General features: G+C 67.7%; 23 protein-coding genes. 11 read left to right on the top strand and 12 right to left on the bottom strand.

The annotated features are described in order from the left end of the window. Nucleotides 1–170 precede the first annotated feature (170 nt). The gene (locus BM43_RS34990; protein WP_036051266.1) at nucleotides 171–1,235 is read left to right on the top strand and encodes a glycosyltransferase family 4 protein; all 1,065 of its coding nucleotides are present in this window, start codon (nucleotides 171–173) and stop codon (nucleotides 1,233–1,235) included. A gap of 109 nt (nucleotides 1,236–1,344) precedes the next feature. Here BM43_RS34990 and BM43_RS34985 read toward each other — a convergent pair whose 3' ends face one another. The 4 genes from BM43_RS34985 to BM43_RS34975 form a co-directional block, all read right to left on the bottom strand. Beyond that, nucleotides 1,345–1,932 carry a BPSL1445 family SYLF domain-containing lipoprotein gene (locus tag BM43_RS34985; protein ID WP_013698310.1) on the bottom strand — a complete coding sequence of 196 codons (588 nt, stop codon included), beginning with the start codon at nucleotides 1,930–1,932 and terminating at the stop codon, nucleotides 1,345–1,347. 70 nt (nucleotides 1,933–2,002) lie between these two features. Continuing rightward, complete coding sequence (locus BM43_RS41060; RefSeq protein WP_124083859.1) at nucleotides 2,003–2,203, bottom strand: hypothetical protein; 201 nt, start codon at nucleotides 2,201–2,203, stop codon at nucleotides 2,003–2,005. Nucleotides 2,204–2,212: 9 nt separating this feature from the next. After that, a complete protein-coding gene (locus BM43_RS34980) occupies nucleotides 2,213–2,671 on the bottom strand; it encodes a hypothetical protein (RefSeq protein WP_036051267.1) in 459 nt (152 codons plus the stop codon). Nucleotides 2,672–2,907: 236 nt separating this feature from the next. Continuing rightward, the gene (locus tag BM43_RS34975) at nucleotides 2,908–3,198 is read right to left on the bottom strand and encodes a PsiF family protein (protein ID WP_013698308.1); all 291 of its coding nucleotides are present in this window, start codon (nucleotides 3,196–3,198) and stop codon (nucleotides 2,908–2,910) included. Nucleotides 3,199–3,427: 229 nt separating this feature from the next. Between BM43_RS34975 and BM43_RS34970 the strand changes: the two genes are divergently transcribed. Continuing rightward, nucleotides 3,428–4,459, top strand: coding sequence for an asparaginase (locus tag BM43_RS34970; RefSeq protein WP_162184459.1), 1,032 nt, complete (start codon nucleotides 3,428–3,430; stop codon nucleotides 4,457–4,459). Between the two features lie 340 nt (nucleotides 4,460–4,799). Here BM43_RS34970 and BM43_RS34965 read toward each other — a convergent pair whose 3' ends face one another. The 3 genes from BM43_RS34965 to gcl form a co-directional block, all read right to left on the bottom strand. After that, entirely contained in the window at nucleotides 4,800–5,687 is an 888-nt protein-coding gene (locus tag BM43_RS34965; protein ID WP_013698306.1) for a 2-hydroxy-3-oxopropionate reductase, read from the bottom strand. 35 nt (nucleotides 5,688–5,722) lie between these two features. Then, nucleotides 5,723–6,520 carry a hydroxypyruvate isomerase gene (hyi, locus tag BM43_RS34960; RefSeq protein ID WP_036051269.1) on the bottom strand — a complete coding sequence of 266 codons (798 nt, stop codon included), beginning with the start codon at nucleotides 6,518–6,520 and terminating at the stop codon, nucleotides 5,723–5,725. Between the two features lie 87 nt (nucleotides 6,521–6,607). Beyond that, nucleotides 6,608–8,383: a glyoxylate carboligase gene (gene gcl / locus BM43_RS34955; RefSeq protein ID WP_013698304.1), complete on the bottom strand. Its 1,776-nt coding sequence runs from the start codon at nucleotides 8,381–8,383 to the stop codon at nucleotides 6,608–6,610. A gap of 166 nt (nucleotides 8,384–8,549) precedes the next feature. Between gcl and BM43_RS34950 the strand changes: the two genes are divergently transcribed. From BM43_RS34950 to BM43_RS34915, 8 genes are all read left to right on the top strand, one after another. Continuing rightward, a complete protein-coding gene (locus BM43_RS34950) occupies nucleotides 8,550–9,461 on the top strand; it encodes a LysR family transcriptional regulator (protein WP_036051270.1) in 912 nt (303 codons plus the stop codon). Nucleotides 9,462–9,699: 238 nt separating this feature from the next. After that, complete coding sequence (gene rpsF, locus BM43_RS34945; protein WP_013698302.1) at nucleotides 9,700–10,074, top strand: 30S ribosomal protein S6; 375 nt, start codon at nucleotides 9,700–9,702, stop codon at nucleotides 10,072–10,074. A gap of 39 nt (nucleotides 10,075–10,113) precedes the next feature. Continuing rightward, nucleotides 10,114–10,413, top strand: a complete 300-nt coding sequence (gene priB / locus BM43_RS34940; RefSeq protein ID WP_025097616.1) for a primosomal replication protein N — start codon at nucleotides 10,114–10,116, stop codon at nucleotides 10,411–10,413. 3 nt (nucleotides 10,414–10,416) lie between these two features. Further along, entirely contained in the window at nucleotides 10,417–10,692 is a 276-nt protein-coding gene (gene rpsR / locus BM43_RS34935) for a 30S ribosomal protein S18 (protein WP_006486248.1), read from the top strand. A 28-nt stretch (nucleotides 10,693–10,720) separates the two neighbouring features. Continuing rightward, the gene (rplI, locus tag BM43_RS34930; protein WP_036041092.1) at nucleotides 10,721–11,173 is read left to right on the top strand and encodes a 50S ribosomal protein L9; all 453 of its coding nucleotides are present in this window, start codon (nucleotides 10,721–10,723) and stop codon (nucleotides 11,171–11,173) included. 151 nt (nucleotides 11,174–11,324) lie between these two features. Beyond that, nucleotides 11,325–13,748: a replicative DNA helicase gene (gene dnaB, locus BM43_RS34925; RefSeq protein ID WP_036051272.1), complete on the top strand. Its 2,424-nt coding sequence runs from the start codon at nucleotides 11,325–11,327 to the stop codon at nucleotides 13,746–13,748. 137 nt (nucleotides 13,749–13,885) lie between these two features. Beyond that, complete coding sequence (locus tag BM43_RS34920; protein ID WP_013698298.1) at nucleotides 13,886–14,512, top strand: DUF47 domain-containing protein; 627 nt, start codon at nucleotides 13,886–13,888, stop codon at nucleotides 14,510–14,512. A 10-nt stretch (nucleotides 14,513–14,522) separates the two neighbouring features. After that, nucleotides 14,523–15,533 carry an inorganic phosphate transporter gene (locus BM43_RS34915; protein WP_017921247.1) on the top strand — a complete coding sequence of 337 codons (1,011 nt, stop codon included), beginning with the start codon at nucleotides 14,523–14,525 and terminating at the stop codon, nucleotides 15,531–15,533. Between the two features lie 105 nt (nucleotides 15,534–15,638). Here BM43_RS34915 and BM43_RS34910 read toward each other — a convergent pair whose 3' ends face one another. From BM43_RS34910 to BM43_RS34895, 4 genes are read right to left on the bottom strand one after another with little or no spacing between them, the layout of a single operon-like run. Further along, a complete protein-coding gene (locus BM43_RS34910; RefSeq protein ID WP_036051273.1) occupies nucleotides 15,639–16,928 on the bottom strand; it encodes an NAD(P)/FAD-dependent oxidoreductase in 1,290 nt (429 codons plus the stop codon). Next, a complete protein-coding gene (locus tag BM43_RS34905) occupies nucleotides 16,925–17,677 on the bottom strand; it encodes an amino acid ABC transporter ATP-binding protein (protein ID WP_036051275.1) in 753 nt (250 codons plus the stop codon). The genes BM43_RS34910 and BM43_RS34905 overlap by 4 nt, the downstream gene beginning before the upstream one ends. Beyond that, complete coding sequence (locus BM43_RS34900; protein ID WP_013698294.1) at nucleotides 17,674–18,330, bottom strand: amino acid ABC transporter permease; 657 nt, start codon at nucleotides 18,328–18,330, stop codon at nucleotides 17,674–17,676. Before BM43_RS34900 ends, BM43_RS34905 begins: the two co-directional genes overlap by 4 nt. 34 nt (nucleotides 18,331–18,364) lie before the next feature. After that, a complete protein-coding gene (locus BM43_RS34895) occupies nucleotides 18,365–19,141 on the bottom strand; it encodes an ABC transporter substrate-binding protein (protein ID WP_036041087.1) in 777 nt (258 codons plus the stop codon). 154 nt (nucleotides 19,142–19,295) lie between these two features. Here BM43_RS34895 and BM43_RS34890 point away from each other — a divergent pair, with 154 nt between their 5' ends. Beyond that, nucleotides 19,296–20,111, top strand: coding sequence for an IclR family transcriptional regulator (locus BM43_RS34890; RefSeq protein ID WP_013698292.1), 816 nt, complete (start codon nucleotides 19,296–19,298; stop codon nucleotides 20,109–20,111). Between the two features lie 72 nt (nucleotides 20,112–20,183). Here BM43_RS34890 and BM43_RS34885 read toward each other — a convergent pair whose 3' ends face one another. Next, a complete protein-coding gene (locus BM43_RS34885; RefSeq protein WP_036051277.1) occupies nucleotides 20,184–21,335 on the bottom strand; it encodes a C40 family peptidase in 1,152 nt (383 codons plus the stop codon). Nucleotides 21,336–21,357: the final 22 nt, after the last annotated feature.

The raw sequence follows: 21,357 nt of genomic DNA, 5'->3' as shown, positions 1-21,357 counted from the left end.
GCGATGCGGTAAGTCCTGCCGAAACCGAATGTATCCGTGCTGTAACAAGGTCCAGAAAATGCAATCTGCCTGCCACCCACTGGCCGGATCGCGAATAATGTCGGATTAGCGGTAGCGCGGCTTTGTGCCCTTTGTGCCGCAGCCCATGGGCGTTCCTGGAGAACATAACGATGAAGATTGCTCAGATCGCGCCTCTGACGGAATCGGTGCCGCCGAAGCTCTACGGCGGCACCGAGCGTGTCGTGTCCTACATCACCGAGGCGCTGGTCGACCTGGGGCACGACGTGACGCTGTTCGCGAGCGGGGACTCGCACACCAAGGCCAAGCTCGACGCGGTATGGCCACGCGCGATGCGCCTGGACGTGTCGATCCGCGATCGCGTGGCGCCGCACATGCTGCTGATGGAGCGTGTGGCGCGCCGCGCCGCCGAGTTCGACGTGCTGCATTTCCACATGGACTACTACTCGTTCTCGGTATTCCAGCGCCAGCCCACGCCGTTCCTCACCACGCTGCACGGGCGCCTGGACCTGCTCGAGCAGCAGCCGGTGTTCGACCTGTTCAATACCGCGCCGGTGGTCTCGATCTCGAATTCGCAGCGCCAGCCGCTGCCGCGCGCCAACTGGCTGACCACGGTACTGCACGGCCTGCCCGACACGCTCTACACGCCGCAGCCGGTGGAGCAGCGCTACCTCGCCTTCCTGGGCCGGATCTCGCCGGAAAAGCGTGTCGATCGCGCGATCCGGATCGCCGAGCGCTGCGGCCTGCCGATTCGCATCGCCGCCAAGATCGACGCGGCCGACGAAGAGTATTTCGAGCGCCGCATCAAGCCGTTGTTCGCGCTGCCGCACGTGGAGTTCATCGGCGAGATCGCCGACGAGCAGAAGGCCGAATTCCTGTCCGGCGCGCATGCGCTGCTGTTCCCGATCGACTGGCCCGAGCCCTTCGGCCTGGTGATGATCGAGGCGATGGCCTGCGGCACGCCGGTGATCGCCTTCAATCGTGGCGCGGTGCCCGAGGTGATCGAGGAGGGGCTGACGGGCTTCATCGTGGAGGACGAGATCGGCGCGGTGGCGGCCGTGAACCGCCTCTCGGCGCTCTCGCGCACGCGCGTGCGGCAGCGCTTCGAGGAGCGCTTCACCTCGCGGCGCATGGCCCAGCAGTATGTCGACGTCTACCAGGCGCTGATCCGCGCGCAGAAGCGCTCGCGCTTCAAGGTCATCGATTCGGCCACCTGAGGATTCAATCCGGCCGCTGCATGGCAAAAAAGGCGCCTCTCGCGAGGCGCCTTTTTCATGTCCGCGGTTGCGCGGCCCTGGCAGAGGCCGCGCAGCCTTGCTGCCTGTCTTACAGGTCCAGCTTGGTGACCTTGGTGCCGTTGATCGACACGTCGCCCATCAGGCCGGCATTGGTCAGCACGATCACCTCGACCGGCGCGGTGGCCGTGTTCGAATCGATCGCGCCATTCGCGCCCATCTTCACCAGCGCGACCGAGGCGTCGGCGCCGGCCGACCAGCCGTCGGTGGCGCGGAACTTGTCGAGCGCGTCCTGCGTCATGAACAGGAACACCACCGCCTTCGATTGCGCGCCGGCCTGCAGGCCGACCGACAGCGAGGAGGTGTTGAAGTAGCCGATCGTGCTGCCGCCCACGCGCAGCGCGCCGTTGCCGGTCTGCGCGCCGACGATGAAGCCGGCCTGCAGCACGCTCGGGAACACCAGGATGCCGCGCGACTTGGCGGCCAGCTCACGCGAGCCCGGCACGGTCGAATAGAGGCGCGAGAGCGTGGCGTTCACGCTGGCGTCGATCGCCTGGCGCTTCGATGCGTTGGTCGACGCGCTGTCGGGCTTGTCCGGCGTGGTGGTGCAGCCGGTGAGCGCGAGGCTGCCGACGATCAGCGCGGCGGCGGCTTTCAACACGAGATTGCGTTTTTGCATCGTTTTTCTCCTTCTCCATCAGGTGTGGTCTTGAGGGTCGTCCCGCCAAAACTGGGCAATGCGTCCGGAGTTATATCACAGCGATCTGCGACTTTTTTCGGCATTTAGGTAAAAAAGCGTCAAATCGTTGAAATTCTTTAAATTGCCATTTTCCGAATTGAATCAGTGAATTCCATTGCCGGTGAAAAGGCTCGGAAAGGGCCTGCCACGGGCCTTCACGGCGGGCCGGCGCGAGGATTTCGGCGGCCGGCGTTTGAATGCGCTGCAACATGGAGCATGCTTAATGCGCGGGCGCGGGGGGATCGACGGGCGGCGCCGGGGCGCGGCCCAGCGCGCGCCGCAACAGGCCGATCAGCGCGCCGCAGGCGAACAGCAACGCGGCCGGTGCCACCCAGTAGCCGATCAGCGCATGCAGCAGGTAGATGGCCAGCGTATGGCGTCGCATCGCGTAGTCGGCCCGCGCGTCCTGCCGGCGCGCGGCATTGGCGGCCAGCACCTCGGCCGGGCAGCCGGCCGCGCGGGCGTCATCGGGCGTGCCGCGGCAACGCGTGGCGAGGCCGGCGGCCTGTTGCGCATCGCTGAGTTGCCAGGTGTCGAGCGCGCGTTCGAGTTCGGCGCGGTTGTAGGCCGATTCGTCCTGGATCTCGCGCACCGCGACGATCGCGACCGGCACGGCCCAGAACACCACCACGATCAACCAGCGACGGATCCAGCGACGACGTCTGCTCGTGCTTGCCATGCTTGTCTCCAGGCTTGCCCGTTCGATGCGCGGGCGTGGCGGGATGGGCGCACGCGGGAGCCGGAGGAAGCCGGCACGGCGGGGCCGCGTGGCGCTCATCCATCATAGGAGAAAATCGGGCCGGCGACGGTGCCGGCCGGGCAGGGGGCTTGGCGGACGCGCGACGGCGCGGCCCAAAGAAAAATGCCGCGCCTGCGAGCAGCAGGGCGCGGCATCGTGGTGCGGGCGGTGGAGCGTCAGGCCGCCGGCTGGTTCGACAGGCAGCTCTTCATGAAGGCCTTGCGATCGTCGCCCTTCTTGCCCGTCGCCTGCGTGTTGCAGGCCTTCATCTTGTCCTGTTGCGACATCTTGCCGGCCGGCTTGGCGGACAGGCAGTCCTTCATGAAGGCCTTGCGCTCGTCGCCGGACTTGCCGGCCGCCTGCGTGTTGCAGGCCTTCATCTTGTCCTGCTGGCTGTTCGCGGCGAAGGCGGGTGAAGCCAGCATGCCGCCGAGCAGCAACGCGGCCATCAGCGATCGGATTTTCATTGGACACTCCCGTTGGGTAATTGGCCCTGTCGTTGACACCTTGCGACGCGCGGCTGCGACGATCGCCGGGCCATTATGGCAAATCGTCTCGAAAATACCAGAACTACCTCCGCACTAACGCGCGGAGCGGCCGGGGCGTTGACGCGGGCCGCCTGCCGAAGTCGGCGCGCCCGAGCGTGGCCGACGGCGATTCAGTGCGATTACAATCGCGGCCATGACACATACGACCATGACACATACGACTTCGCTCCCCACCTCCCCGGCCGCGCCGGCCACGCTGCCGCGCATCGCGGTCCTGGCCACCGGCGGCACCATCGCCGGCGCCGCGCCCGACGCCACCAACACCGCCGGCTACCAGGCGGGCGCCCTGGGCCTCGCCTCGCTGCTCGACGCCGTGCCGGCGCTGGCGCGCGTCGCGCAGATCGAGGGCGAGCAGGTGGCCAGCATCGACAGCAAGGATCTCGAGCCGGCGCTGTGGGCCACCCTGGTGCAGCGCATCGAGGCGCTGGCCGCCGATCCGCGCATCGACGGGATCGTGATCACGCACGGCACCGACACGCTGGAGGAAACCGCCACGCTGCTGCATCTGTGCGTGGCGACCTCCAAGCCGGTGGTGATGACGGCGGCGATGCGCCCGGCCACCGCGCTCTCGCCGGACGGTCCGCTGAACCTGCTGAACGCGGTGACGGTCGCGGCCAGCGCGGCTGCGCGCGGCCGCGGCGTGCTGGTCGCGTTCAACAACAAGATCCACGCCGCGCGCGACGTGGTGAAGACCAGCACCTATGCCGTCGACGCGTTCCAGTCGCCCGAGACCGGGGTGCTCGGCTGGGTGCAGGACGGCCGCGTGGAGTTCGCGCGCGGTATCGTGCGCGATGCGGCCAGCGCGCCGCGCTTCAGTATCGGCGCCTGGCCGGCGGTGGAGATCGTCAGCAGCTACGCGGGGGCTTCGCGCATCGGCGTCGATGCGCTGGTGGCCGCCGGCGTGAAGGGCATCGTGGTGGCGGGCACCGGCAACGGTTCGATCCATGCCACGCTGCAGGCTGCGCTGCAGGAGGCGGCGCGCCGCGGCGTGGCGGTGGTGCGCGCCTCGCGCGTCGGCTCGGGCCACGTGATGCGCAACGGCGCGGCCAACGACGAGGCGCTCGGCTTCGTCAGCGCCGGCTCGCTGAACCCGTTCAAGGCGCGCGTGCTGCTGATGCTGGCGCTGGCGGCCGGCATCGACGACGCGGCGCGCCTGCAGGCGGCCTTCGATACGTATTGAGACGGGGCGCGGCTTCGTCGTGAAAAGCAAACGGGCCGCTCGGCCCGTTTTTTCATGATGCGCAGGGAAATCAGGCAGGGGCGGCGCGTGCCGCCCGCTTGCTACGGACTGCTTGAGGATACGGATCCGACAGGCGGACACCCGACGACGACGTCTGACCGACCAAGGCTTCCCCGGCGTCGCCGGGTGCCGCTGCGGACCCCACCAGCCGCTCTCAGCCCAGAGCGGCCTTCAAACCGCCCGCCGGATCGCTGGATCCGGCGGGCGCCCCACGGTTCGGGCGGCTAGGCCGCCCGTGTCTCGCGCCTGCCTCCGGATTGCCCCGGCGCTTCTCCTCGGCTTATTTCGCCTCGGCGATCTCGAGGTTCGACATGATCTCGAGCGCGCGCACGATCGCCGAGTGATCCCAGGCCTTGCCGCCATGCGCGGCGCACACGCTGAACAACTGCTGGGCGCTGGCCGTGTGCGGCAGCGCCAGGCCGAGGCGGCGCGCGCCGTCGAGCGCGAGGTTCAGGTCCTTCTGGTGCAGTTCGATGCGAAAGCCGGGGTCGAAGGTGCGCTTGGTCATCCGTTCGCCGTGCAGCTCCAGGATCCGCGAGGCCGCGAACCCGCCCATCAGGGCGCGGCGCACGCGTTCCGGATCGGCGCCCGAGCGCGCCGCGAACAGCAGCGCCTCGGCCACCGCCTCCAGGTTCAGCGCGACGATGATCTGGTTGGCGACCTTGGTGGTCTGGCCCGCGCCGTTGTCGCCGACCAGCGAGACATTCCTGCCCATCGCCTCGAACAGCGGCCGGGCGCGTTCGAAGGCTTGCTCCGGGCCGCCGACCATGATGGTCAGCGTCGCGTCGCGCGCGCCCACCTCGCCGCCCGAGACGGGCGCATCGAGGTAGTCGCAGCCGAGCGCGTTGATCTGCCTGGCGAATTCCTGCGTGTCGAGCGGCGAGATCGAGCTCATGTCGATCACCAGCTTGCCGGCCGTCAGCCCCTTGGCCACGCCGTCCTCGGCGAACAGCACGTTGCGCACGTCGGGCGTGTCCGGAACCATCGAGATGATGATCTCGGCGCTGTCGGCCACCGCGCTCGAATTGGCCACCACGCGGGTGCGCTCGCGCAGGTCGTCGGGGATCGGGAAGGCGCCGTTGACCACCAGCGAGTGGCCGGCCTTCAGCAGGTTGCGGGCCATGTGCGAGCCCATGATGCCGAGGCCGATGAAACCGATCGTTGCCATGTGTGGATGTCTCCTGAATGAGGGGTGGGTGGGGCTCAGGCGTATTCGGCGCTGCGCTGCCTCGCCTCGCGCAGCCAGCCGAGGCCTTCGCGCGTGCCCTTGAGCGGCTTGTACTCGCAGCCGACGTAGCCGTCGTAGCCGAGTTCGTCGAGCAGCGCGAACAGGTAGTCGTAGCGGATCTCGCCAGTGCCGGGCTCGTGGCGGCCGGGATTGTCGGCGAGCTGGACGTGCGCGATCGACGGCAGGTTCGCGCGCAGCGTGGCCGCGAGTTCGCCCTCCATGCGCTGCATGTGATAGATGTCGTACTGCAGGAACAGGTTGTCGGAGCCCACCGCGCGGATCACGTCGAGCGCTTCCGACGAGCGGTTCAGCGCGAACCCCGGGATGTCGAAATGGTTGCAGGGCTCCACCAGCAGGCGGATGCCTTCCTGCTGCAGCGCGCGCGCGGCGAAACGCAGGTTCTCGACGATCGTCACCAGGGTCGTGTCGCGCGGCGCGCTGGCCGAGGGAATCCCCACCAGGCAGTTCAGCTGCGGCACCTGCAAGGCCTTCGCGTAGTCGATCGCGCGGCCCACGCCGTCCTCGAATTCCGCGCGGCGATCGGGCAGGCAGGCGATGCCGCGCTCGCCCTGTTCCCAGTTGCCGGCCGGCAGGTTGTGCAGCACCAGCTTGAGCCGGTTGGCCGCGAGCCGCTCGGCCAGCTCGGCCTTGTCGTAGGGATAGGGGAACAGGAACTCGATGGCGTCGAAGCCGGCCTCGGCGGCCGCCTGGAAGCGGTCGGGGAAGGGCAGCTCGGTGAACAGCATGGTCAGGTTGGCGGCGAATTTCGGCATGGCGATGGAATCCGGTCGGTCAGCTGGGTTGGGGAAGCGGGCGCGCGGCGCGGGCTGGATCAGCCCGCCGCGCGCCCCGGGGCACGCTCAGTCGAGCAGCGTGATCGCGGTCGGCGCATGTTCGGCGCGTTCGGCCAGCGGCTCGAACTCGTTGATCGCGTCGATCTCGGCGCCCATCGCGATATTGGTGACGCGCTCCAGGATCACCTCGACCACCACCGGCACGCCGAACTCGGCGAGCAACTGCTTGGCCTGCTCGAAGGCCGGCGCGATCTGCTCGGGCTTCGATACGCGCAGCGCCTTGCAGCCGAGGCCCTCGGCCACCGCGACGTGGTCGACGCCGTAGCTGCCGAGCTCGGGCGCGTTGACGTTCTCGAAGGCGAGCTGCACGCAGTAGTCCATGTCGAAGGCGCGCTGCGCCTGGCGGATCAGCCCGAGGTAGGAGTTGTTGACCACCACGTGCACGTAGGGCAGCTTGAACTGCGCGCCCACCGCCAGCTCCTCGATCAGGAACTGGAAGTCGTAGTCGCCCGAGAGCGCCACGATCGGGCGCGACGGGTCGGCCGCGCGCACGCCCAGCGCGGCGGGGATGGTCCAGCCCAGCGGGCCGGCCTGGCCGCAGTTGATCCAGTTGCGCGCCTGGTACACATGCAGGAACTGCGCGCCGGCGATCTGCGACAGGCCGATGGTGCTGACGTAGCAGGTATCGCGGCCGAAGGCCTTGTTCATCTCCTCGTAGACGCGCTGCGGCTTGACCGGCACCTCGTCGAAGTGGGTCTTGCGCTGCAGCGTGCGCTTGCGTTCCTGGCACTCGGCCACCCAGGCGTCGCGCGCCGGCAGCTTGCCGGCCGCCTTCCATTCGCGGGCCACCTCGATGAACAGCTCGAGCGCGGCCTTCGCATCCGAGACGATGCCGAGATCGGGGCCGAACACGCGGCCGATCTGGGTCGGCTCGATATCGACGTGCACGAACTTGCGGCCCTTGGTGTAGACCTCGACGCTGCCGGTATGGCGGTTGGCCCAGCGGTTGCCGATGCCGAGCACGAAGTCCGAGGCGAGCAGGGTGGCGTTGCCGTAGCGATGCGAGGTCTGCAGGCCGACCATGCCGGCCATCAGCGGATGGTCGTCGGCAATCGCGCCCCAGGACATCAGGGTCGGGATCACCGGCACGCCGACCGTCTCGGCGAACTCGACCAGCAGGTCCTCCGCCACCGCGTTCAGCACCCCGCCGCCGGACACGATCAGCGGCCGCTCGGCCGCCGCCAGCATCGCGATCGCGGCCTCGGCCTGCTTGCGGCTGGCCTTGGGCTTGTAGACCGGCAGCGGCTCGTAGGTGTCGATGTCGAACTCGATCTCGGCCAACTGCACGTCGATCGGCAGGTCGACCAGCACCGGGCCCGGGCGGCCCGAGCGCATCAGGTGGAAGGCCTGCTGGAACACGCGCGGCACCAGGGCCGGCTCGCGCACCGTGACCGCCCACTTGGTGACCGGCTTGGCGATCGATTCGATGTCGACCGCCTGGAAGTCTTCCTTGTAGAGCCGCGCGCGCGGCGCCTGGCCGGTGATCGCGAGGATCGGGATCGAATCGGCCCAGGCCGAGTAGAGGCCGGTGATCATGTCGGTGCCGGCCGGCCCCGAGGTGCCGATGCACACGCCGATATTGCCGGGCGCGGCGCGCGTGTAGCCCTCGGCCATGTGCGAGGCGCCTTCCACGTGCCGCGCCAGCACGTGGCCGATCGCGCCGGAGCGGCGCAGCGCCGAGTAGAACGGGTTGATGGCGGCACCGGGAACGCCGAAGGCGGTCTGGATGCCTTCCTTCTCGAGCACCAGGACGGCGGCGTCGACGGCTCTCATCTTGGCCATGCATGTCTCCTTGGGAATGGCGGATCACGTAGTCGGAGACACTTTATGGTTACGTGAAAGCTTTGATAAGATCGGCTCTCGTCGCTTATTTCGAAACTAAAAGTATCGAATCGCGGCTGCGCCCAGGCGCGGCGGCGCTTCGAGGCATAAGGAGGCAGGCAGTCGCATGGACCGCTTCAAGCAGATCGAAACCTTCGTGAAGGTGGCCGATGCCGGCAGCCTGGCCGCGGCGGCGCTGGAGGAGGGCGTCTCCCCGGTGGTGCTGGGCCGGCGCATCGACGCGCTGGAAAAGCGCCTGGGCGTGAAGCTGATGTACCGCTCGACGCGGCGGCTGGTGGTCAGCGAGGAGGGCGCGGCCTTCCTGGAGCGCTGCCGCGGCCTGCTGGGCGACTGGGACCAGGCCGAGAACGAGCTGGCGGCCGGGCGCCGCGCCGTCAATGGGCACCTGATCGTGTCGGCGCCGGCCGCCTTCGGCCGCAAGCACGTCGCGCCGCTCGCGCCGGAGTTCATCGCCGACAAGCCGGACCTGCAACTGTCCTTCAACCTGACCGACCGCGTGGTCGACCTGGTGCGCGAGGGTTACGACCTGTCGATCCGGATCGGCGGCGCGGTCGACCCGAACTTCGTGGCGGTCAAGCTGGCCACCAATCGCCGCGTGGTGTGCGGCACGCCCGAGTATTTCCGCCGCCATGGCCGCCCGAAGTCGCTCGACGACCTGCTGCGCCACAACTGCCTGGCCTTCAACCTGCAAGGGGGCCAGAACCGCGGCTGGTATTTCCGGCGCAACGGCAAGCTGGTGACGATCCGCGTGGCCGGCAATCTCGACTGCAACGACGGCGAGCTGCTGCACCGCTGGGCCTCGGAAGGGCGCGGGCTGGGCTGGCGCTCGACCTGGGAGATCGCGCGCCAGCTCGAGACCGGCGAGCTGGAGACCGTGCTCGACGAATTCGCGCTGCCGGACTACGACATCCTCGCGGTCTACCCGCAGCAGCGCTACGTCCCGGCCCGCGTGCGCTACTTCATCGACTACCTGCGCGAGGTCTATGCGCGGCCCGGCTACTGGGGCGGCACGCCCTGAGGCGGCGGTTCGGGGCCGGATCGGCGGACCCGCGCGGCGCGCCGGTGGCGGCCCGGTAGCGGGCCCAAAGCGGGCCAGGAAGGAGCCAGGAACCTCAAGTCGTTGAAAACATGGCCGATTCGTGCCACGAAAGCAGGGAAACCATTGCGTGCGTCCCTCATTCGGGTTATGATCTTCGGCTTCTCACTTGCCACACTGGTTCCGACGCCCGGGTGGCTTCAATCCACAAGGAGTGTGTATGCGTCATTACGAAATCGTCTTTATCGTGCACCCCGATCAGAGCGAGCAAGTGCCCGCCATGATCGAGCGTTACAAGTCCACGATCACCACGCGCGGCGGCCAGATCCACCGCGTCGAGGACTGGGGCCGTCGTCAACTGGCCTACATGATCGAGAAACTCGCCAAGGCTCACTACGTCTGCCTGAACATCGAGTGCGACCAGGCTACGCTCGACGAACTCGAACACGCGTTCAAGTTCAACGACGCGGTGCTGCGTCACCTCATCGTCAAGATGAAGAAGGCCGAAACCGGCCCGTCGCCGATGATGAAGGAAGTTCAGCGCGAAGAAGCCAAGAAGGCGGCTGCTGCCCAGCCGACCGAAGCGCAGGCTTAAGACTCACAAGGTCAAGCCACCAAGGATCGCGTCAACCCCGTGAACAGGCTGCAACTGACGGCAAGCGTCGTCGAGCGACAGGCGGTGCGCTACACCCCCGCCGGCGTTCCGATCGCGAGCTGCACCTTGCAACACCGCACGGAGGTCGTCGAGGCAGGCATCCGCCGACAGGTCGAAATGACGATCGAGGCGATGGCGGCCGGCGAGGCCAGCGGCAAGCTGGAAGCCTGCGAGATGGGCGTCGAGACGCTCTTCACCGGTTTCCTGGCGAAAAAGAGCCGCAACGCGCGAACCCTGGTGTTTCACATCACAGCATTGCAGGACATAGGAAAGGACTGAATCATGCCCCGTCCCACTGGCAAGAAATTCGACAAGCGTCGTCAGCAACAAAACCCGCTCTTCAAGCGCAAGAAGTTCTGCCGCTTCACGGCAGCCGGTGTCGAGCAGATCGACTACAAGGACACGGAAACGCTGAAGGACTTCATCGGCGAAAACGGCAAGATCACGCCGGCGCGTCTGACGGGTACCAAGGCGCACTACCAGCGCCAGCTCGACACGGCAATCAAGCGTGCGCGTTTCCTCGCGCTGCTGCCGTACACGGATCAGCACAAGGCCTAAGGCCGGCGACGCAATAAGGAGAATTCGAATGCAAATCATTCTGTTGGAAAAAGTCGCGAACCTGGGTAACCTCGGCGACATCGTCAAGGTCAAGGACGGCTACGCACGCAACTTCCTGATCCCGAATCGCAAGGCTCGCCGCGCGACCAAGGACGCGATCGCTGAATTCGAAGTCCGCCGCGCGGAACTCGAGAAGGTCGCCGCCGAGAAGCTGGCCGCCTCGCAGGCCATCGGCGAGAAGCTGGCTGGCCAGTCGTTCGAGATCACGCAGAAGTCGGGCGTCGACGGCCGTCTGTTCGGCTCGGTGACGAACGGCGACATCGCCGAACTGCTGAAGAAGGCAGGCTACGACGTCGAGAAGGCGCAAGTGCGCCTGCCGGAAGGCCCGCTGAAGATGATTGGCGAGCACGGCGTGCAAGTCGCGCTGCACACGGACGTCGTCGTCGACGTCACGATCAACGTGATCGGCGACCACGCCTAAGCGTCACGTCGTTCAGGCGCGGGCAGCCTCCATCGCCCCGCGCCGTGAAAGGGCAGGGTCCGGGAAACCGGCCCTGCCTTTTTTGTTTTCCGCCGCATTTCATCCGCCCGACGCTGGCGCCCCCCCTCGCATTTCGCGATAATCCCAAGCCATGAACGCGCCGCAAGATCCCCAACTCGAATCGCTGAAAGTCCCGCCGCACTCGGTCGAGGCCGAGCAATCGGTGCTGGGCGGCCTCCTGCTCGACAACGCAGCCTGGGACCGCATCGCCGACTTTCTGTCGCAACAGGATTTCTACCGCTACGATCACCGGCTGATCTACGAGCACATCGGCCGGCTGATCGCCGGCACGCGCCCGGCCGACGTGGTGACTGTCTACGAGGCGCTGGTCACGGCCGGCAAGGCCGACGACGTGGGCGGCCTGGCCTACCTGAACGCGCTGGCGCAGAACACGCCGAGCGCGGCCAATATCCGTCGCTACGCGGAAATCGTGCGCGATCGCGCGGTGCTGCGCCGGCTGGTGTCGGTGGCCGACGAGATTTCCGCCGACGCCTTCAATCCGCAGGGCAAGGAAATCCGCCAACTGCTCGACGAGGCCGAGTCGAAGGTGTTCTCGATCGCCGAGGACGGCGCGCGCGGCACCCAGGGCTTCCTGGAGATCGGGCCGCTGCTGACCCAGGTGGTGGAGCGGATCGACACGCTGTATCACACGGCCAATCCGAGCGATGTGACCGGCACGCCGACCGGTTTTGTCGACCTGGACCGGATGACCTCGGGGATGCATGGCGGGGAATTGATCATCGTGGCGGGCCGGCCGTCGATGGGCAAGGCGCAGCCGCTCGATGCCCGCGTCAAGACCCTGACCGGCTGGAAGGCGATGGGCGAATTGCGGGTGGGCGACATGCTCGCCTCGATCGACGGCAGGCCTTCCTTCGTCACCGGCCGTTATCCGCAGGGCGAACGCCAGGTGCATCGCGTGCGCTTCTCCGACGGCCGCTCGACCGAGTGCTGCGACGAGCACCTCTGGCGCGTCCATTACCGCGGCTGGGACAAGCCGCGCGTGCTGAACACGGCCGAGATCCGCACCCTGCTGACGCGCGAGCGCTATCGCAACCGGCTGTGGATCGACCTGCACGAAGGGGAATTCGGGCGCGCCGAGCCCTTGCCGGTCGATGGCTGGGTGCTGGGCGCCTTGCTCGGCGACGGCGCGCCGGGCGGCACGGCGGTGCGCTTCAGCGTGAAGGCCGAGGCGACCCTGGCGCGGATGCGCGAGCGCGTCGACGCCTGCCTCGAACTCGAGCACGGCGGTCAATACGATTGGCGCATCAAGCGCCGGGCAGCCGGCGGCGAGATCGAGCGGCCGCCCGTCAATCCGCTCGAGGAGGCGCTCGAGGCGCTGGGCCTCTGGGGCTGCACGAGCCATGAAAAGTTCATTCCGCGCGCCTACCTGGACGCCGAGAAATCGGTGCGCCTGGACCTGCTGCGCGGCTTGCTCGATACCGACGGCTGGGTCGAGTCCTGGGGCACGGTCCGTTATTCGACGGCGAGCCCGCAACTGGCGCGCGACGTCTGCGAACTGGCGCGCTCGCTCGGCGCCTGGTGCTCGATCGGCGAGAAGGCGGCCGCCTATACCTGCCAGGGCGAGCGTCGCGACGGCGTGACGGCCTATGTCTGCACCATCAGCCACCCCGATCCGCAGAGCCTGTTCCTGTTCGAGGGCAAGCGCGAGCGCGTGGCGGCAGGTCGCACGCGGCGCAAGATGCCGGTGATCGTCTCGATCGAGCCGACCCGCGTCACGCAAACGCAGTGCATCTCGGTCTCGCATCCGACCCGGCTGTATATCACCGACGACTACGTCGTCACGCACAACACCGCCTTCTCGATGAACATCGGCGAATACGTGGCCGTCGAATACGGCCTGCCGGTGGCGGTGTTCTCGATGGAAATGCCGGGCAGCCAACTGGTGATGCGTATGCTCGGCTCGGTCGGGCGGCTCGACCAGCATCGCATGCGCACCGGGCGGCTGACCGATGAGGATTGGCCGAAACTCACGCACGCGGTGCAGAAGATGAGCGAGGCGCAGCTCTTCATCGACGAGACCGGTGGCCTGAACCCGATGGAGCTGCGCTCGCGCGCGCGACGCCTGGCGCGGCAATGCGGCAAGCTCGGCCTGATCGTGGTCGACTACCTGCAGCTGATGACGGGTTCCTCGCAGGGCGAGAACCGGGCCACGGAAATCTCCGAAATCTCGCGTTCGCTGAAGAGCCTGGCCAAGGAACTCGACGTGCCGGTGATCGCGCTCTCGCAGCTCAATCGCGGCCTGGAGCAGCGGCCCAACAAGCGCCCGGTGATGTCCGACTTGCGCGAATCGGGCGCAATCGAACAGGATGCGGACGTGATCCTGTTCATCTACCGCGACGAAGTGTACAACCCGGACAGCCCCGACAAGGGCACCGCCGAGATCATCATCGGCAAGCAGCGTAACGGCCCGATCGGCTCGGTTCGGCTCACGTTCCTGGGGCCTTACACGAAGTTCGACAACTTTGCCGGTTCGCAGCATTTCCAGAGCGACTAAGCCCCGCTTGTAAAGCCCTGGGCCGCGAAGCGTTGTATCTCGTCGCAGCCCAGGCGATCGCTTCATCCGTATTTCCGGGAAACGGTACAATGACGCCGCTTTTTATGACAGTCATTTGACAAACACCCGGAAAATTCATGTTCGGTCGATTCATGCCCACCGAGGGCAAGTTTTTCGAAATCTTCAATTCGCACGCGAACTTCATCGTGGCCGGCGGCCGCGAGCTCGAATTGCTGATCGACAATCTCGCCGATGCCGAGATCCACAAGCAGAAGGTCCAGTCCGCGGAAAAATCCGCCGACAAGCTCACCCATGAAGCGATCGACCTGCTGCACAAGACCTTCATCACGCCGCTCGACCGCGACGAAATCCACAAGCTGATCACCACCATGGACGACATCCTCGACCTGATGGAGGACGTCGCCACGGCCGTGTCGCTGTACGACGTGCGCGCCGTCACGTCCGAGGCCAGCCAGCTCGCGCACATCGTGCTCGAATCGGCCCAGCACGTGCAGGCCGCCGTGGCGCTGCTGTCCGACATGAAGCAGTCGGCGCGGATTCTCAAGGCCTGCGAGGAAATCGATCGCTGGGAGTCGGAGGCGGACCGCGTGCTGCGCTCGGCCATGTCCAAGCTGTTCCGCGAGGAAAACGACGTCAAGAACCTGATCAAGCTGAAGGCGGTCTACGAGCTGCTCGAGGAGATCACCGACAAGTGCGAGGACGTCGCGAACATCATCGAAGGCATCGTGCTGGAAAACGCCTGAGCCCGACACGATGCATTCGATACAACTCGCCATCTGGGCCGTCGCGACGCTGGTACTGGTCGCGCTCGTGTTCGACTTCATGAACGGTTTCCACGACGCGGCGAACTCGATCGCCACCGTCGTGTCGACCGGCGTGCTCAAGCCGCAACAGGCCGTCGCCTTCGCCGCGATGTTCAACGTCATCGCCTATTTCGTGTTCCACCTGAAGGTCGCGCAGACGGTCGGCAAGGGCACCATCGATCCCTCCATCGTCGATCACTACGTGGTGTTCGGCGCGCTGGTGGGCGCCATCGGCTGGAACATCATCACCTGGTACTACGGCATCCCCTCGAGCTCCTCGCATGCGCTGATCGGCGGCCTGGTGGGCGCGGCGGTGGCCAAGTCGGGCTGGGGCTCCCTGAACCTCGACGGGCTGATGAAGACGGTCGCCTTCATCTTCATCTCGCCGCTGCTCGGCTTCGTGCTCGGCTCGTTGTTCATGCTCGGCGTGTCATGGCTGTATTTCCGTACGCCGCCCAGCAAGGTCGACCGGCGCTTCCGGCGCCTGCAACTGGTGTCGGCCGGGCTCTACAGCCTGGGTCACGGCGGCAACGACGCGCAGAAGACCATCGGCATGATCTGGATGCTGCTGATTGCCACCGGCTATGCCTCGACCACGGCCGATGCGCCGCCGATCTGGGTGATCGCGGCCTGCTACCTGTCGATGGGCCTGGGCACGCTGTTCGGCGGCTGGCGGATCGTGCGCACGATGGGGCAGAAGATCACCAAGCTCAAGCCGGTCGGTGGTTTCTGCGCCGAGCTGGGTGGCGCGCTGACGCTGTTCTCGGCGTCCTGGATGGGGATCCCGGTCTCCACCACGCATACCATCACCGGCGCGATCGTCGGGGTGGGTGCCACCCGCAAGCTCTCGGCCGTGCGCTGGGGCGTGGCCGGCAATATCATCTGGGCCTGGGTGCTGACGATTCCGGCCTCGGCGCTGATCGCCGCGGCCGGCTGGTGGGTCGGGCACCGCGTGTTCTGATCCCGGCACGAGGCGGCATGCCGCCGCCTCGCTCCGCAAAAACGAAGCGCCGCGAGCCGAAAGGCCGCGGCGCTTCGTTTTGGGCGCGCGAGAAGTGCGCGTTGCTCAGGACAGCGCGTCGAGCAGCGCGTACCAGGCGACGCCGGCGCTGATATAGAGCCGCTGCAGCGCATGCAGCGGAATCGGCCGGATCGGCGCGGGCGCGAGCGGCAGCTCGGGCGCGCTGCCGTCGATCGCGTCGGCGAGATGGCGGCCCAGCGTGGTGGCCAGCGCGATGCCGCGGCCGTTGTAGCCGAGCGCGATGGTCAGGCCCGGCGCCGGGCGATGCAGGTGCGGCAGGAAATCGCGGGTAATCGCGATCCGTCCAGCCCAGCGATAGTCGTAGCCGATGCCGCGCAGCTGCGGAAACATCAGGGCCGCCGCGCGTTCGAGATGGGCCCAGTCGGCGGCGGCGCCCGGTTCACGGAACGGCCCGCGCCCGCCCATCAGCAGGCGGCCCGAGGCATCCTTGCGGAAATACAGCAGCAGGCGCCGCGAATCGGAAGCCACCTCGCCGCCCGGCAGGATGCCGCGGCCGATCTCGTCGGGCAGCGGCGCGGTCGCGACGATGAAGCTGTTGGCCGCGATGATCGACTGCCGCAGCCCCGGCCACAGGCCGTCGGTATAACCATTGGTCGCGATCAGCACCTGGGCGGCGCGGATCGTCGCGCCCTGCGCGGTGCGCAGGCGCCAGCCGGCGCCCTCGCGCTCGAGGCCGAGCACGGGTGTGCCGCCATGCAGGATCGCGCCGGCGCGCTGCGCGGCGCGCGCCAGCCCGCGCGCGTAGGCGAGCGGCTGCACGCTGCCGGCGCGCCGGTCGATCCAGCCGCCGATGAAGGCGCGGGTGCCGAGCCTGGCCGCCACCTGCTCGCCGTCGAGCAGTTCGACCGGCGCGCCGCGGCGTTCCCATTGCCGGGCGCGTGCCTGCAGGGTCGGCAGGAGTTTCACCGAATGCGTCGGCTGGACCCAGCCGGCCCGCATCGCGTCGCAGGCGATGCCATGGCGGGTGATCAGGTCGAACACGGTATCGGCGGCGCCACCGGCCATCTCGATCAGGGCATGGCCGTTGCGTTCGCCGAAGCGGCGCAGCAGTTCGTCGGGATCGTACTTGAGGCCGGGGATCACCTGGCCGCCGTTGCGGCCCGAGGCGCCCCAGCCGGGTTCGTGCGCATCGACCACGCGCACCGCGATGCCGCGCTCGGCCAGGTGCAGGGCGCTCGACAGCCCCGTGTAGCCGGCGCCGACGATCGCGACGTCGGTCGCCACCGATTCGGCCAGCGGCGGCGCGTCGACGCCGGGCGGCGCGGTGGCGGCCCACAGCGAGGGCGGCAGGGACGCAGCGAAGGAGGCGCTCATGTCGCGGACACGGTGGAGGAATGAGGATCGAGCATGCGGCGCAGGAAATCACGCGTGCGCGGATGCCGTGGATTGCCGAGCACCTCGGCGGCGGCACCCGCCTCGCAGATCCGGCCGTCGTGCAGGAAGGCGACGCGATCGGCGACCTCGCGCGCGAAACCCATCTCGTGCGTGACCACGATCATCGTCATGCCGTCGGCGGCCAGCTGACGCATCACGCCGAGCACCTCGCCGACCAGCTCGGGATCGAGCGCCGAGGTGGGCTCGTCGAACAGGATCGCGCGCGGCTGCATGGCCAGGGCCCGCGCGATCGCGACGCGCTGCTGCTGGCCGCCCGAGAGCTGCGACGGATAGGCATCGGCGCGATGCGCGAGGCCGACCTTGTCGAGCAGCCGGCGCGCGCGTTCGAGGGCTGCCGCGCGGGATTCCTTCTTGACGTGGACCGGGCCCTCCAGCACGTTTTCCAGCGCACTGCGATGCGGGAACAGGTTGAAGCGCTGGAACACCATGCCGACCTGCGTGCGCAGCGCGTGGATGGTGGGCGAGGCGGGATCCACGCGCTGGCCGTCGATGGCGATGCTGCCGCCCTGGTGCGTCTCCAGCCCGTTGATGCAGCGAAGCAGGGTCGACTTGCCCGAGCCGGACGGCCCGATCAGGCAGACCACCTCACCCGCGCTGACTTCCAGGCTCACGCCCTTGAGCACCTCGGTCTCGCCGAAGCGCTTGTGCAGATCGTCGATGCGGATCATCGCGCCCCCTTCAGGCCGAGGCGGCGTTCGAGCCTGCGCAGGCTCCAGACCAGCGGCAGGCTCAGCGCCAGGTAGAGCAGGGCCACCAGCGTGTAGACGGTCATGTTCTGGAAGGTCGAGGAGGCGATCAACTGGCCGGCGCGCGTCATTTCCGCGACCGTGATGGTCGAGGCCAGCGAGGAATCCTTCAGCATCATCACCAGCGTGTTGCCGTAGGGCGGCAGCGCGATGCGGAAGGCCTGCGGCAGCACCACGCGGCGCATGATCATCGCGCCGCGCATGCCGATCGACTGCGCGGCCTCGATCTGGCCGCGGTCGATGGCCTCGATGCCGGCCCGGAAGTTCTCGGCCTGGTAGGCCGAGTAGGCGATGCCCAGGCCGATGCAGCCGGCCTGGAAGGCCGATAGCTGCACGCCGAGATCGGGCAGCACGAAGTAGATGTAGAACAACTGGACGATGATCGGCAGCCCGCGGATCACGTTGATCACGGCGGCCGCGCCGCCCGACAGCAGGCGGTTCGGCGAGACCCGCATCAGGGCGAAGGCGAGGCCGATCAGCGTGCTCAGCACGAACGAGCAGACGGTGATCTCGACCGTGACGATCGCGCCCTTGAGCAGGATCGGCAGGAAGTCGAGCAGGTTCTGCAGGGACATGGCGAACTCTCCTTGGACGCGACGCGCGGGCGCGTCACTCGACCTGCCATTTCTTGACGATCTGGTTCAGCGTGCCGTCGGCCTTGATCTTGCGGATGCCCTCGTTGAGCTTGTCGAGCGTGTCGCGATCGCCCTTGCGCACCACGAAGCAGACCTGGCCGAGCACCGAGGGCTGGTAGCCCTCGACCAGGCGGATCTTCGGGTTGGGATTCTTCTGCAACTGGTAGGCGAGGATCGGGCGATCGCCGAAGCCGGCCTGGATGCGGCCCAGCGCGACGTCGCGCAGGATGTCGGCGACCGAATCGTAGGTGCGCACCTCCTTGAAGATGCCCTTCTTGTTCAGCGCGTCGACGAAGGCCGTGCCAACCTGGGCGCCCACCACGGCGCCCTTCAGGTCGTCCATCGAGCTGTACTTGCCGGTGTCGCTGGCGGGCACCACCAGCCCCTCGCCGTAGGAATAGACCGTGTCCGAGAAGTCGACCACCTGCTGGCGCGCCGGCGTCTTCAGCATGGCGGCCGAGATAATGTCGATCTTCCTGGTGGTCAGCGAGGGGATCAGGGCGGCGAAGGTGGTCTGCTCGATCTTCACGTCGAAGCCGGCGGCGTGGCCGGTGGCGTTGATCGCGTCGACCAGCAGGCCCTGGATCGAGTTGCTCTTCACGTCGAGGAAGGTGAAGGGCACGCCGGTGGCGGTGGCGCCCACCGTGTAGACGGGCGGCGCGGCCTGGGCCGAAAGGGGCGCGACGGCGGCGGCCAGCGGGGCGAGCGCGCAGGCCAGGACGAGGGCGAAGCGTTTGGCGAACTGAAACATGGGATTGCCTCCTATGCGGAAGACCAGCCGGTCAGAAATCGATGAACACCTACCGAGTCATGGTATTCGAGTCAAAAATATCGATGAAAGATTTTTGCGTATCGATATTCGATATGCTATCGTCGATGCCACATGATGACCATTGGGCGTTTCCATGAGTGAGTCCGACCGGACGCCGGCCGCCGAGGGCGGCGAGGCCAGCAGCGACGCGCTGTTCAATCAGTCGCTGGAGAAGGGCATCGCGGTGCTGCGCGCGTTCGGCGCCCAGCGCCGCTCGATGAGCCTGCAGGAGGTCGCCGACGCGACCGCGATCACCAAGAGTTCGGCGCAGCGGATGATCTACACGCTGGAGCGGCTCGGCTACGTGCGCAAGCATCCGCGCACGCGCCGCTACCAGCTCACGCCGCGCGTGATGCAGATCGGCTTCAGCTACCTGTCGGCGGACATGCTGATCGACGTCGCCAATCCGTTCCTCTCGGAACTGACCAACGTGACCGGCGAAACCACCAACCTGACCGAGCCCGACGGCACGGATATGGTCTACGTCGCGCGCTTCGTCTGTACCAAGTTCGTGCCGATCCACATGCCGATCGGCAGCCGCATCCCGATGTACTGCACGGCTTCGGGGCGTGCTTACCTGGGCGCGTTGCCCGAGCCGGAGGCGCATGCGCTGCTGCTCGCCAGCGAGCGCGTGGCGCATACGCAGTACACCGTCACCGAGATCGCGCCTATCGAGGCGCTGCTCGGCCAGGCGCGGCTGCGTGGTTATGCCTCGAATCGCGAGGAACTGTTCATCGGCGACATGACGATCGCGGCGCCCGTGTTCGACGGCGAGCGGCGGCCGGTCGGTTCGGTGCACGTGGTCGCGCCGTCGAGCCGCTGGAGCATCGAGGAAGCCGAGCGCCGGCTCGCGCCGGCCGTGATCGACTGCGCGCGCGGCGTGTCGAATTCGATCCGGACGCTGGCCTGAGCCAAGCACCCTGGATGGGGGAAGGGGAATCGGCGATGGCGGCCGTGAGCCGCCCGCGTGAAAGCGGCAGGCTCAGTAGCTGCCGTTGGCGAAGCGCGCGATCGGATCGTCGCCGCTGCCGGGGAGGTTGCCGGAGGCGGTCGAGGCGCGGATGATCCGCACGCCTTCGGGCGCTGCCGAGCGGGCCTGCTGAGCAGCGGCGCGGGCGGTTGGCGGGGGTGGCTCGAAGGCATCGGCCGCGGCGTCGATCGGATCCGGCGCGCGGTTCGCTGCCGTTGAGCTTGCCGTTGCCGTGACGGGCGGCGAAGAGAGCGGCGCATATTGCGGCGCGGCCATGCTGGTGTCGACCTCGGGCGCGCGTGGCGTCACGGCCGCGGTGGTGGCGCCGGCCGCGCGGGCCTGCTGCTGCGCGGCCGACAGCGCGGACGGCGGCGGCTCGAACTGATCCTCGCCGGCGGCGGCCGCGAGGCGCGGCGGCGGTGCGGCATCGATGGCTGTCGTCGCGGTCGCGATGGGGGTGGCAGTCGCCTGAATCGGCGTCGGCGCGACACGTGCCGGCGTGTTTTCCGCGCGCGCCGCGGCATAAACGGGCGCGGCGGCCGGCGCCGCCTGCGGCACCGGTGCCGGATCGGGTTGGCGATTGTCGGCCTCGTAGGTTGGCGTGTCGAACGGCGCCGGCGCGTGACGTGCCGGCGCGACGCGCCGGATGCCGTCGAAATGCTTGGCCCAATAAGGGTTCGTCAGGTAGTCGAGACGCACCGTGCCGCCCGTCGAGGGCGCATTCACGAAGCGCAGCTTGCCCACGTAGATGCCGACGTGCGAATGCGGGCGGCCGGTGGTGTTGAAGAACACCAGGTCGCCGGGGGCGATCTCGTCGGGTTCGATCGATTCACCGCGCATGCTCATTTCCGCCGTGGTGCGCGGTAGCGAGACGTTGGCCGCGCGCGACACGATATAACGCACCAGCCCGCTGCAGTCGAAGCCGCTGTCCGGCGTATTACCGCCCCAGCGATAGGGGATGCCGACCAGGCTCATGGCCTGGATCGGGATTTCCTCGCGGCCGATGCTGTGATCGACAAAGTTCGGGAAGCCGCGCGGCGGCGCGTAGGCGCGCGGCGTGGTGATGCGCGGGGCGGCACCGGTGCGCGTCGACGACTGCTGCGGCGCGGTCGAGCACGCGGCGAGCAGGGAAACGACGACGACGGACAGCCAGATTCGCAGCATCGGAAGAGGGCAGGCGCCGAAT

The organism is Burkholderia gladioli, assembly GCF_000959725.1.
GTDB classification, from domain to species: domain Bacteria; phylum Pseudomonadota; class Gammaproteobacteria; order Burkholderiales; family Burkholderiaceae; genus Burkholderia; species Burkholderia gladioli.
This window is presented reverse-complemented; position numbering and strand designations above follow the sequence as displayed.

Excerpts from the sequence above, each read along its gene's own strand:
- BM43_RS41060 (WP_124083859.1), bottom strand. The coding sequence starts at position 2,203 with ATGTTGCAGCGCATTCAAACGCCGGCCGCCGAAATCCTCGCGCCGGCC.
- BM43_RS34990 (WP_036051266.1), top strand. The coding sequence starts at position 171 with ATGAAGATTGCTCAGATCGCGCCTCTGACGGAATCGGTGCCGCCGAAG.
- BM43_RS34920 (WP_013698298.1), top strand. The coding sequence starts at position 13,886 with ATGTTCGGTCGATTCATGCCCACCGAGGGCAAGTTTTTCGAAATCTTC.
- BM43_RS34915 (WP_017921247.1), top strand. The coding sequence starts at position 14,523 with ATGCATTCGATACAACTCGCCATCTGGGCCGTCGCGACGCTGGTACTG.
- BM43_RS34900 (WP_013698294.1), bottom strand. The coding sequence starts at position 18,330 with ATGTCCCTGCAGAACCTGCTCGACTTCCTGCCGATCCTGCTCAAGGGC.
- BM43_RS34895 (WP_036041087.1), bottom strand. The coding sequence starts at position 19,141 with ATGTTTCAGTTCGCCAAACGCTTCGCCCTCGTCCTGGCCTGCGCGCTC.
- BM43_RS34980 (WP_036051267.1), bottom strand. The coding sequence starts at position 2,671 with ATGGCAAGCACGAGCAGACGTCGTCGCTGGATCCGTCGCTGGTTGATC.
- BM43_RS34965 (WP_013698306.1), bottom strand. The coding sequence starts at position 5,687 with ATGGCAACGATCGGTTTCATCGGCCTCGGCATCATGGGCTCGCACATG.
- BM43_RS34975 (WP_013698308.1), bottom strand. The coding sequence starts at position 3,198 with ATGAAAATCCGATCGCTGATGGCCGCGTTGCTGCTCGGCGGCATGCTG.
- rpsF (WP_013698302.1), top strand. The coding sequence starts at position 9,700 with ATGCGTCATTACGAAATCGTCTTTATCGTGCACCCCGATCAGAGCGAG.
- hyi (WP_036051269.1), bottom strand. The coding sequence starts at position 6,520 with ATGCCGAAATTCGCCGCCAACCTGACCATGCTGTTCACCGAGCTGCCC.
- BM43_RS34890 (WP_013698292.1), top strand. The coding sequence starts at position 19,296 with ATGAGTGAGTCCGACCGGACGCCGGCCGCCGAGGGCGGCGAGGCCAGC.
- rplI (WP_036041092.1), top strand. The coding sequence starts at position 10,721 with ATGCAAATCATTCTGTTGGAAAAAGTCGCGAACCTGGGTAACCTCGGC.
- BM43_RS34985 (WP_013698310.1), bottom strand. The coding sequence starts at position 1,932 with ATGCAAAAACGCAATCTCGTGTTGAAAGCCGCCGCCGCGCTGATCGTC.
- BM43_RS34950 (WP_036051270.1), top strand. The coding sequence starts at position 8,550 with ATGGACCGCTTCAAGCAGATCGAAACCTTCGTGAAGGTGGCCGATGCC.
- BM43_RS34970 (WP_162184459.1), top strand. The coding sequence starts at position 3,428 with ATGACACATACGACTTCGCTCCCCACCTCCCCGGCCGCGCCGGCCACG.
- BM43_RS34905 (WP_036051275.1), bottom strand. The coding sequence starts at position 17,677 with ATGATCCGCATCGACGATCTGCACAAGCGCTTCGGCGAGACCGAGGTG.
- rpsR (WP_006486248.1), top strand. The coding sequence starts at position 10,417 with ATGCCCCGTCCCACTGGCAAGAAATTCGACAAGCGTCGTCAGCAACAA.
- gcl (WP_013698304.1), bottom strand. The coding sequence starts at position 8,383 with ATGGCCAAGATGAGAGCCGTCGACGCCGCCGTCCTGGTGCTCGAGAAG.
- BM43_RS34910 (WP_036051273.1), bottom strand. The coding sequence starts at position 16,928 with ATGAGCGCCTCCTTCGCTGCGTCCCTGCCGCCCTCGCTGTGGGCCGCC.
- BM43_RS34885 (WP_036051277.1), bottom strand. The coding sequence starts at position 21,335 with ATGCTGCGAATCTGGCTGTCCGTCGTCGTCGTTTCCCTGCTCGCCGCG.
- dnaB (WP_036051272.1), top strand. The coding sequence starts at position 11,325 with ATGAACGCGCCGCAAGATCCCCAACTCGAATCGCTGAAAGTCCCGCCG.